Source organism: Peribacillus faecalis, from assembly GCF_014712675.1.
GTDB classification, from domain to species: domain Bacteria; phylum Bacillota; class Bacilli; order Bacillales; family DSM-1321; genus Bacillus_AD; species Bacillus_AD faecalis.
The window spans coordinates 187,555-198,708 of sequence record NZ_JACXSI010000001.1 but is presented as its reverse complement, the minus strand read 5'-3'; the positions used below and the strand labels follow the sequence as shown (position 1 = coordinate 198,708).

At 39.7% G+C, this 11,154-nt stretch carries 10 protein-coding genes; 5 read left to right on the top strand and 5 right to left on the bottom strand.

The genetic code is table 11. From position 1 onward, the window contains the following. Positions 1–9: 9 nt before the first annotated feature. The 4 genes from IEO70_RS00935 (at position 10) to IEO70_RS00920 (ending at position 4,361) form a co-directional block, all read left to right on the top strand. Positions 10–1,548 carry an aldehyde dehydrogenase family protein gene (locus IEO70_RS00935; RefSeq protein ID WP_190996478.1) on the top strand — a complete coding sequence of 513 codons (1,539 nt, stop codon included), beginning with the start codon at positions 10–12 and terminating at the stop codon, positions 1,546–1,548. A 288-nt stretch (positions 1,549–1,836) separates the two neighbouring features. Beyond that, positions 1,837–2,625 carry a TerC family protein gene (locus tag IEO70_RS00930; protein ID WP_190996477.1) on the top strand — a complete coding sequence of 263 codons (789 nt, stop codon included), beginning with the start codon at positions 1,837–1,839 and terminating at the stop codon, positions 2,623–2,625. A gap of 73 nt (positions 2,626–2,698) precedes the next feature. Beyond that, positions 2,699–3,073, top strand: a complete 375-nt coding sequence (locus IEO70_RS00925) for a hypothetical protein (RefSeq protein ID WP_190996476.1) — start codon at positions 2,699–2,701, stop codon at positions 3,071–3,073. A gap of 91 nt (positions 3,074–3,164) precedes the next feature. Then, positions 3,165–4,361: an MFS transporter gene (locus IEO70_RS00920; protein ID WP_190996475.1), complete on the top strand. Its 1,197-nt coding sequence runs from the start codon at positions 3,165–3,167 to the stop codon at positions 4,359–4,361. Positions 4,362–4,704: 343 nt separating this feature from the next. Here the strand turns inward: IEO70_RS00920 and IEO70_RS00915 are convergent, their stop codons facing one another. Next, positions 4,705–4,902: an alpha/beta-type small acid-soluble spore protein gene (locus tag IEO70_RS00915; RefSeq protein ID WP_190996474.1), complete on the bottom strand. Its 198-nt coding sequence runs from the start codon at positions 4,900–4,902 to the stop codon at positions 4,705–4,707. 224 nt (positions 4,903–5,126) lie between these two features. Between IEO70_RS00915 and IEO70_RS00910 the strand changes: the two genes are divergently transcribed. Beyond that, complete coding sequence (locus IEO70_RS00910; RefSeq protein WP_190996473.1) at positions 5,127–6,476, top strand: TrkH family potassium uptake protein; 1,350 nt, start codon at positions 5,127–5,129, stop codon at positions 6,474–6,476. A 384-nt stretch (positions 6,477–6,860) separates the two neighbouring features. Here IEO70_RS00910 and qoxD read toward each other — a convergent pair whose 3' ends face one another. The 4 genes from qoxD to qoxA are packed head-to-tail and all read right to left on the bottom strand — an operon-like array spanning position 6,861 to position 10,640. Then, entirely contained in the window at positions 6,861–7,142 is a 282-nt protein-coding gene (qoxD, locus tag IEO70_RS00905; RefSeq protein ID WP_190996472.1) for a cytochrome aa3 quinol oxidase subunit IV, read from the bottom strand. Between the two features lies 1 nt (position 7,143). After that, positions 7,144–7,740 carry a cytochrome (ubi)quinol oxidase subunit III gene (locus tag IEO70_RS00900; protein WP_190996471.1) on the bottom strand — a complete coding sequence of 199 codons (597 nt, stop codon included), beginning with the start codon at positions 7,738–7,740 and terminating at the stop codon, positions 7,144–7,146. After that, positions 7,737–9,695, bottom strand: a complete 1,959-nt coding sequence (gene qoxB / locus IEO70_RS00895) for a cytochrome aa3 quinol oxidase subunit I (protein ID WP_190996470.1) — start codon at positions 9,693–9,695, stop codon at positions 7,737–7,739. The genes IEO70_RS00900 and qoxB overlap by 4 nt, the downstream gene beginning before the upstream one ends. A 39-nt stretch (positions 9,696–9,734) precedes the next feature. Further along, positions 9,735–10,640: a cytochrome aa3 quinol oxidase subunit II gene (qoxA, locus tag IEO70_RS00890; RefSeq protein ID WP_190996469.1), complete on the bottom strand. Its 906-nt coding sequence runs from the start codon at positions 10,638–10,640 to the stop codon at positions 9,735–9,737. Positions 10,641–11,154: the final 514 nt, after the last annotated feature.

The window sequence follows — 11,154 nt, the reverse complement described above, 5'->3', positions numbered from 1 at the left end:
GGAACTAAGGTGGCCGATGAAAGGTGGGAGGTTTATTCTCCCTCTACAAAGCAATATTTAGGTGAAATGAAAGAGACAGCGCCGGAACAGATTTCAATCATGTTTAATGAAGCGAGGCAAGATTTTGATATGTGGCGAAAGCTAACTGTAAAAGAGCGTCTTGCTTATATTGAGAAGCTTCGGGATATATTGCTGAATGAACTGGAGAAAGCGACAGAAGTCATCTCGGGTAGTAATGGCAAGGTGAAAGTAGATGCATTGGTCGCAGATATTATGCCAGTGCTTGATTTTATATCGTTTTTGAAGAAAGATGCTGCGACTATTTTAGAACGTCAAAAAGCGAAGACGCCTATTGTGTTTCTCGGAAAGCAATCGTATGTTGATTATATGCCAAGAGGTGTTGTGGCGGTTATCTCACCATGGAATTATCCGTTTCAGCTGACGATGGTGCCGGTTTTAAGTGCGATTATCGGTGGCAATACAGTAATTGCGAAGCCTTCGGAAATTACGCCAATTGTCGGGACTTATATGGAGGAGCTGTTTGAAAAAGCAGGGTTCCCGAAAGGCGTCATTCAATTTGCACATGGCGGCAAAGAAGTGGGAGAAGCAATCATTGAACAGAAACCGGATTATATTTTCTTTACAGGTTCGGTAGCGACCGGGAAAATTATAGCTTCTGAAGCAGCTAAGCATCTCATTCCGGTGACGCTTGAGCTTGGCGGGAAGGATCCGATGATTGTTTGCCATGATGCTAATATCGAACGAGCTGCAAAAGGAGCGGTTTGGGGTGCTTTCACCAATAGCGGTCAAGTATGTATGAGTGTTGAGCGGCTATACGTAGATGAACGTATTTATGAACCGTTCGTAAAGGCTGTACAGAAGGAAGTCGCGCTCTTAAAGCAAGGTGTTGATGTGAAGCATGATATTGGCAGTATGACGTTTAAAAAGCAAGTGACCATTGTTAGGGAGCATGTCCAAGATGCCCTTGAAAAAGGTGCTGTACTTGCGACCGGAAAAAGGCCGGAAGAATGGGAAGAGGACACGATGTTTATTGAACCGATGGTGTTCACATCGGTAACAGAAGACATGAAATTAATTCAAGAGGAAACATTCGGACCGCTTCTGCCAATCATTCCTTTCGGTGATGAAAAAGAGGCGATCAAAAAGGCAAATGCGTCACCATATGGTCTCAATGCCAGCGTTTGGTCGAGTGATTTGCGCAAGGCAGAACAGATTGCTTCAGAGCTTGTCTCGGGTGCAGTCATCATAAATGATGTGCTAATATCGGTAGCAAACCACCATCTTCCATTCGGTGGAGCTAAACAAAGCGGTATCGGCAGCTATCATGGAGTACAGGGATTGCGGATGTTCTGCTATGAAAAAGCGGTTATGAAGGATGCGGGCAAGAAGCGAAGCGAGCTGCAATGGTATCCGTATGAAGGGAAATATGATGCGTTTAAAAGCTTAATTCAATCCTATTATGGCTCATCCAAAAATTATCCAGCATTTTTGAAAAGTTTTCTGGATTTGTTAAAGAAAAGTAAATGATGAAAAATTATATTGCATTCGAAGGATGAGTTTTATATAATATGTTTATAAATGAATAGTGTTCCTTTTCAAAGGGGAGTAGCGTTAGGGTTCGCCCTAAAACAAAGTCGTCAATTCGTGGAAGGATTCTTCCTCCGGCTTTGTTGGCATCAATTTGACTTAATTATGCTTAGCAAGACCTTTGCCATTTAACGGCAAAGGTCTTTTTATTTTGCTATTATGCTAGGTTAAAAGACTATGGTCGAATGGGTATAAAGGAAGAACACGAATAAAATGGAGGTAGTATAAATGGAAGCAACACTTTTTCTCGAGTACTTTTGGGTTCTCCTTGTACTGATAGGTCTAGAGGGCCTACTAGCTGCAGATAATGCAGTTGTTTTAGCGGTTATGGTAAAACATCTTCCGCCTGCTGAAAGAAAGAAAGCATTGTTTTACGGACTATTAGGAGCGTTCGTATTCCGAATCGGAAGCTTATTCATTATTTCGTATTTGGTTAACATTTGGCAAATCCAAGCGATTGGTGCAACATACTTGATTTTCATCGCACTTCATCACATCTACAAGCATTACAAATCGAAGGGCAATGAGCTGCCGGATATGCCGGCAGCTGACAAGAAAGGCTCAGGCTTCTGGATGACAGTTGTTAAAGTCGAATTGGCGGATATCGCTTTTGCAATCGATTCAATGTTGGCAGCGGTTGTTTTGGCAAAAACATTGCCTGCAACAGGCTGGTTCAATGTAGGTGACATTGACGGCGGACAATTCATCGTTATGTTCCTAGGTGGGTTTATCGGTGTTATTATCATGCGTTTTGCAGCTCACAAGTTTGTTGCTCTGCTACAAAAGAGACCGAGTTTGGAAACAGCCGCCTTTATTATCGTTGGCTGGGTAGGTGTTAAATTAGCTGTCCTTGCAGCGTCTCATGATAAAGTAGGATTGCTGCCTCACGGCTTTGCAGAATCAGCACCATGGAAAATCACATTCTGGATCGTGTTATTACTGATTGTTGTCATCGCATGGTTTACTTCAAACGCTGATAAGAAAAAAACTCATTCAAAAGAAAATGAAGCGATGTAATTCGTGTCAAAAAGAAACTGTCGGTTAAGGCAGTTTCTTTTTTATAGAAATTTGTTTTTATTGGATTAAAGGTGTGAAAGATCAATTTGGATTAAAAGGCTTTTATAAGCGAAGTATTATTGGGGTTTGGCTGTTTGGATTTTTTGCAGATATTATTGGAGCAGTCTTTTTATTTGCTGTTCTGATTGCAGGAAACAGTTTAGGAATGCCGCATGAAATAGATTATGCGATATCATATGATCCTTTCAGTCAGCCGATTGCAGTTCTCGTTATTTTGTTTGCGATGGTTATTTCAAGTGTGTTTATCTTCTTTTTTAATTATAGGTATACTTTCAAGCAAGTCATAGAAGATAAAAAAATTAGAGTGAGAGTGGCGTTGACTATTGCCACCGTTTCGATTCCATGGACATTCTTAATACCGACAAAATGGTTTTTTAAATTTTATTAGTAAAGTTTTTCACAAAGGATAGACAGTCATTGGTGATAAGAGGTAATATATTTAGTATTACGAAATTTATCCTCGGAGGCTGATTGTTCTATTGTTAAATAACAAAAATGTATGGATTCTCATGACGGGCGAATTTATTTCGAATATGGGATTATGGCTCGGGGTGATTGGCAATTTAGAATTTTTGTCCAATCTTGTTCCATCTGATTTTCATAAGTCGATTATTTTATTGCTCGGTATGTTTGCCGGTTTGCTGTTTGGACCAATGGCAGGGAGAATTGTTGATACGAAATCGAAAAAGAAAGTAATGATATACTCCAGCTTGCTGCGGATTATATCTGTATTGTTTATGTTTGTTGCTATTTATTTGAGTAGTGTGGCATGGATGAGTGTCTACATGATCTTAATCGGAATTGCTGCAGCTTTCTACCAACCTGCTGTGCAAGCGACACTTCCGCTGGTTGTGAAAGGTAATCAATTAATGAGTATTAACGGCTTGCACATGAACGTCGGAACAATTGCCCGTATTCTAGGAACAGCTATGGCCGGTATCTTGCTGCTTTATTTGAACTTATTCCAAATATATTTCTTGTCGATGATTGCCTATGCAGTGATTTTAGTCGCGACATTCTTTTTAAAGTATGAAGATCGGCCGCATAAACGAGTGGAGAAATCAAAGGAAGGCTTCAAGGAAATATGGCCGGTGTTGAAAAGTACCCCGCCTGTGCTGATGGGACTGGTATTAATGCTTGTTCCGACTTTATTTCTCGGAAGCTTTAATTTAATGGTGTTGAAAATTGGTGAGATGCAAGGGGATCCGGCAATAAAGAGTTGGCTTTATACAGTGGAGGGATTGGGCTTTATGCTCGGGGCATTTTTGGTCCGCCGTGTAACGGATGGACGGAACCCGATTAAGGTCATGCTTGCTTCGGCTGTTATTATGGCGCTGACGCATTTATCGCTTTATTTTGCAGACATGAAAGCACCTGCAATTGCCTCATTTGCGGTGTTCGGGTTCATGGCAGGGGTGTTCTTCCCATTATCGGCAACTTTGTTTCAAACAATGGTGGATAAGCATCTGCACGGTCGCTTCTTCTCATTCAGGGGAATGCTTGATCGCGTACTGTTCCAAATAATTCTTGTTTGTTCCGGCTTATTCTTGGATACAATCGGCTTTAAAAACATGGTACTTGTATTCGGGACCATTTCAATAGTCATTGTTCTGGCTTTTATCATTACGCAAAGAAAAGGAATGAGCGTAAGGAAAGAAAAAACAATGGAGATCTAATTGATCGGGCGGATTTTTCCGCTCTTTTTTTATAGGAAAACCGTCACCGGTCCTTTTTCATTTTTGATTTCGCTTCTTGCTACAACTTCAATGAAAAAGGAAACATGCGGCAGATGTAAGACGGGCTGGATGGGAAATCCGCTTTTTGATTTCCTAGCCGGCACGGCTTATACTCCTAGCATGGTAGGTGTAAGGTTAGACAATAAGAAAAACCGTCACTCCTTACAGTTCTTAAGAAGTAAAAAGAAGCAGGCCTCCCACTTTTGAGGCGGCCTGCGATGCCATTACTATATGAAGTTTTTCTTAACCCAGCGAAGCAATCCTATTGTCAATAATGCGGTCATCATGATTGTTTACCTGCTAGCTGAGATTGGGCTTGCTGAACCAGTCGCTTTGTAATTTCTCCGCCGACTGAACCGTTGGCCCGAGCAGCTGTATCAGACCCTAGAGTAACTCCGAATTCTTGGGCAATTTCGTATTTATATTGATCGAGCATTTGCTCTACTCCGGGCACTAAAAGTTTATTGGAATTTCTCGTCATACTATTCACCTCTATCACTTATTTACAGAGCATGAAGCTCTGTATTGATAGTATGTTGTATTTAAGTTGCTTTATGATGCTTCATTAATGGAAAATCCAATAATAAATGGAGAATGGAAAAATAGCATAGACAAAGGAAGTAATGCGCAATTACAATATTAAAGTGGAGTTTTACGGGATTAAAGTATCGTTTAATGGTATACGGAATTTGAAAGGAACAAAATATGAAGTATAAAAACAAACTTAACATGCTGACACCGGCTCAAATTATTGTTATTTACTATTTGCTGGCAGTCACGGTATCGACCGCATTGATCAGTATGCCGATTGCGCTGAAGCCCGGGGTGGAATTATCCTTTATGGATGCTTTATTCACAGCAGCGAGCGCGGTAAGTGTAACAGGGTTGACAGTAGTTGATATTTCTGAAACATTCAGCACAGCAGGAAGGTTTATTTTGATGCTTGTCCTGCAGGTTGGCGGAATTGGAATTATGACACTGGGAACATTCTTGTGGCTTATTTTTGGTAAAAAAATCGGCTTTAAAGAACGTCGCCTCATTATGACCGATCAAAATATGTTTACTTTATCGGGTCTGGTTAATTTGTTGAAACAAGTGCTTATAATAATTTTGACAATTGAAGCTGTGGGAGCTTTAATTTTAGGTATTTATTTATTAAATTATTTTGATAGTCCTGTCGATGCTTTTTTACAAGGGTTATTTATGTCAGTTAGCGCAACGACAAATGGCGGATTTGATATCTCAGGTGCTTCATTAATGCCGTATGCACATGATTATTTTATCCAATTCGTCAATATAATTTTAATTATTTTTGGAGCAATCGGGTTTCCTGTATTGGTTGAAGTGAAAAATTTTCTGATGAATAAGCAGCAGGACCGTAAATTTCATTTTACGTTGTTTACTAAGCTGACTTCAGTCACGTTTTTGGCTTTAGTTGCATTCGGTACAATCATTTTTATTATTTTTGAGTATAAATATTTTTTAGCAGGGAAGAGTTGGCATGAAGGCTTTTTCTACGCGCTGTTTCAGTCCGTTTCAACGAGGAGCGGGGGATTATCTACAATGGATGTCAGTCAGCTGACAACGCCTACATTGCTTGTTTTATGCGGTCTGATGTTTATTGGTGCTTCTCCCAGTTCGGTAGGAGGAGGTATTCGGACAACAACTTTTGCCCTTAATATTTTGTTTGTGTATCATTTTGCTCGCGGAAATCGCTACATAAAGCTTTTTAAACGTGAACTATGCGAGGAAGATATTATCAGGTCGATGGTAGTGACTTTGATTGCATTTTTTATTACAACTTCGGCAACAGTAATATTAACGATCACAGAGAAATTTTCTTTAATTGAGATTATATTTGAGGTATGCTCTGCGTTTGGAACAACAGGGCTTTCAATGGGCATTACGCCTGAACTGTCGGGAATAGGCCAATGTGTCATTATTTTATTGATGTTTATAGGACGAGTAGGCATTATCTCGTTTATTTTCATGCTTGGAGGCAAGGAGAAGCGAGAGAAATTCCATTATCCGAAAGAGAGAATTATTATAGGTTAATTTAGAAAGTCGCTGTGACTCTCATCCTGAGAGCCTCGCACGAGAAACCAGTTTTGGTTTCTTGGGTGGGAAGGAGGGGAACATTGGCTAAAGGCGCCATGGCCGTATGTCTTCGCCAATATGACCTACATCCTGTAGACCTTCGAGCATGGCAGGTATAAGGTTAGACAGTCATCTGATGTTCAAAAATCTAGACTATTATAAATAAAAAAAGCTCGAGCGCAGATTAACTGTGCCCGAGCTTTTCTATTATTAACGATGAAAGCGACTAGATAACTGTCTAGCTTCAGCGCCAAGCTCTTCGTTTCCTTCGCCAACCTCCTTATTTTAGTCGGCAGGCTCTGGTACACTCAGAGCTAAACGTGGCGCTTTCGCTTTTCGATATTACATATCCCAAACCATTACTAGTAATGATCCTACAATCGTAATGATACCAACGAATGCAGCGTATGCGATGTTGACATAAAGCTCTTTTTTATCCTCAGATTCACTGATGTGCATGAATAAGAATAATTGTAAGCTTGCTTGCAGAAGGGCAGTTACAAATAAAATAACCATCTTACTTGCGAAGCTAACATCTAGTACAAGAACTGTCATAGCTAACAGTGTCAGAACGATTGATGAAATAAAACCAATTACATGAGACTTCGGAAATAGTTTTGCCATATTACATCAGTCCTTTCAAGTACACAAAGCTGAAGATAAAGATCCAAACTACATCAAGGAAGTGCCAATATAGAGAGAAGATGAAAGTTTTGTTTGCTGTTTGAGCATTCAATCCGTTTTTCAACAATTGAACTAAGATGGCAATTCCCCAGAATAGACCGAACGTCACGTGCGCTCCGTGTGTACCTAGAGTTAATAAAAGGGATGATGCGAATGCACTCGCTGAGAAAGTAGCTCCCTCATGTGCATAATGGAAAAACTCATATACCTCGATACCAACGAAAGCAAGACCAAGAATTAACGTGATGATTAACATGTTAATGCCGGCTTTTTTCATGCCGATACGGAATGCATGAACTGTGATACCGATTGTGAAACTACTTGCTAAAAGAATAAATGTTTCAGCTAAAATCCCAGGGAGCGAAAAGATTTCTGCTCCTGTAGGACCATTGCCGACACGGCTTTCAAGAATTGAATACACTGTGAATAGTGTAGCGAAAATCATGATTTCCGCGCCAAGGAATACCCAAAAACCAAAGATTTTCAGGCGATTCTCTTCAGTACTGTATTCTAGTGGTAGTGAGTTATCTATTTTCATATTTTCTCACCTCGTAGATGGTTTAATTTGCTTTCAGTTTCTTCAATTTCGTTTACATGGATATGGTATCCTTTATCGTAATTGAATGAACGATGGAACAATGTCCAGAAAATCGGAATTGAGAAGATAATCGCAGGAATCCACCAGCTAAAGATAATGCAGAAGCCCCAGATTGTGAAGGCGATACCCATGAATAATGGTACACCACTGTTGCTTGGCATGTGAATTTCTTCGATTTTACCTTTGAAAATTTCTTCTTTACCTTGCTTGTAATCCCAGAAAGATTCTAATGATGAAACTTGTGGAACACGTGCAAAGTTATAATGCGGTACAGGCATTGCTGTACTCCACTCTAGACCACGAGCATCCCATGGATCGGCTTCGATGCCGCGTTTTTCGTAACGGATACTCCAGTAAATGCCGTAAATAAGAATGGCAAAACCAACTGCAAGACCTAATGCCCCGATGAACGAAAGCATTTGTAAAGGACCATAACCTGTTGCTTCTGAATATGTGCTCATACGACGTGTTGCACCATTCAAACCTAAGATGAATAGAGGGAAGAATGTTACGTTAAATGTCACTGCAATAATCCAGAAAGCGATTTTACCGATTTTTTCATTTAATTTGAAACCGAATAGCAATGGCCACCAGTAGTACATACCAGCAAGAACAGCGAATACTGTACCTGGAATTAATACGTAGTGGAAGTGAGCTACTAAGAACAATGTGTTGTGATATTGATAATCGGCACTTGCCATCGCAAGCATTACCCCTGTAACCCCACCAAGAGTGAAGATCGGGATAAATCCGATTGTGTAAAGCATTGCTGTAGTAAATTCAATCTTACCTTTATAAAGCGTTGCCAGCCAGTTGAAGATTTTTACCCCAGTCGGCACAGCGATTAACATTGTTGTAATAGAGAAGAAGCTGTTTGAAAGTGCTCCTTGACCCATTGTGTAGAAATGGTGAACCCAAACTGTAAATGATAGGATCGAAATTGCAACCATTGACGCTACCATTGATTTGTAACCAAATAGGTTTTTCTTAGAGAAAGCAGTGATAACTTCACTAAAAATACCGAAAGCAGGCAGGATAACGATATATACTTCAGGATGTCCCCAAATCCAGAACAGGTTGGCCCATAGCATATCCATACCGCCGTTTTGTGTTGTAAAGAAATTTGATCCGAATAATAGGTCAAATGCTCCCATCAAAATCGCAATTGTTAATGGTGGGAAAGCGAAAAGAACGATAATCATTGTAATTAAGATTGACCATGTGAACATTGGCATTCTCATTAATGTCATGCCAGGTGCTCTCATTTTCAGGATCGTTACAATGAAGTTAACCCCGGTAATTGTCGTACCCATACCCGAGATGAACAGAGCCATCATGTAGTAAACCGATCCGACCGTTTCAGCCTGTGCTGCCAGTGGGAAGTATGAAGTCCAACCAGCATCTGGAGAACCACCGATAATGAACGAAATGTTTAATAAAATTCCGCCGGCTACCATTAGCCAGAAACTAACTGCATTCAAATACGGGAACGCAACGTCGCGCGCACCGATTTGTAAAGGTACTACGATATTGATTAATCCGACTACGAATGGCATCGCCATGAATAGAATCATGATTAATCCGTGTGTTGTAAATACTTCGTTATAGTGCTGAGCGGACAAGAATCCGTTTTCCGGAAGCGCTGTTTGTCCTCTCATCATAAGTGCATCGATTCCGCCACGTACAAGCATTAATAAAGCGAAGGCGATGTACATAATACCGATTCTTTTGTGGTCAACAGTCGTTAACCAGTTTTCATATAGCCAGCGCCATTTTTTGAAATATGTGAGACCTAATACGACTGCCAGACCACCAAGCGCAATGCTGACAGTTGCTCCAATAATTAAAGGATCGCCTTTAAGAAATTGAAAAAACTCTTCTATTGGATAGTTCACAATGTGCAACTCCCTTCTGTAATTCGTAATGATACGTTATCAATGATTGTGATCGTGAGATTCTGTATCATCTTCATTGATTGTTTTTGAGTTATCTTCACCGTGATTATGTCCAGCGTTCTCGCCTTCTGGTGCCGGATCGTACTCTAGGTGAGTTCCTGTGTATGTTTCTCTGCCCAGGAATTCAGCATCTAGGATTTCATCCCATCTTTCTTCTGTTAACTCTTCTTCATTGGCTTTTACGTCATTTACCCACTCTTCATAGTCAGCAGGTGTCATTGACAATACTTCGAATTGCATTTGGTCAAAGCCGCGTCCTGAGAAGCTAGAGTTTTTACCTTCCATTGACATCGCATCGTCGGCAACGAAAGTTACGCTAGTGACCATGTCGCTCATCGCGTACTTTTGTCCACCAAGTTGCGGTACCCAGAAGCTTGTAATAGGACCGAAAGCATAGAGACGGAATTCTACCGGACGGTCTGTCGGGATGTTCACATAGTTAATTGTTTCAATATTCTCTTCTGGATATGAGAAATGCCATTTCCAGTTAGAAGTAGAAGCATAAATAACTAAAGGCTCTTGATCTTCATAGCCTTCTGGAATGCCTTCATGTGAATAAACAGATTTAACTGTAACAACGGCCAAGAAAGCTACGATGATAATAGGAATTGAAGTCCAAATGACTTCTAAAGTGTGGCTACCTTCCATGTGTGGTGGAACATAGTCCTTTGGTTGTTTAGATGCTCTGAATTTAACAAGCATGTAAACTAGTAGAGCGAACACGATAAATACGATGAAAGCCATTGTGATAATGGACAAGACAATCGTATCTGATAACATTTCAGAAACCGGTCCGTTCGGTTGGAAAACAAGTGGTTTTTCACACGCTGACATAACGACAGCGGTTACAAGAGTAAGTAAAATGACAGACCACTTTTTCTTCATAAGTGTACCCCTTCCTTCTGTGATTAAGATGTGCAAATTTTGTTTGCAGCTGCTTTCAAAACATAGTTTTTTTCTAATATTTTTAAAAGCAACTATGTAGATATAACAATATAAAATCGTTATCTCTGTTTTACTATATAAATAGAATTTAAAAAATACAAACAAAACATACTTGTGACAAATTTGTGAAGGAAAAAAATATTAAATATTTTCTGTATTTATTAATATTTTTATAATATTTTCTATAAAATATATATTCTTAATATTATTTTACCATAACTTATTGTGAAGATAAAATTAGGCGACTTTGAGGTTTTTGGGTATGTTTGAGCAATTTTCCATAATCTAATAAAATTTTCATTTTAATTGTGAATAAAAATTGTCAATTTTTAATTTCAGTAAGAAAAGTCACAATAAGGGAGAATTTGTGAAAAGCTGATAAAAAAAGAAGAGCCTCTAAATAGTCGGAGTTCGACTTTTAGAGGCTGCCGTGCCGGCTAGGAAATCAAAAAGC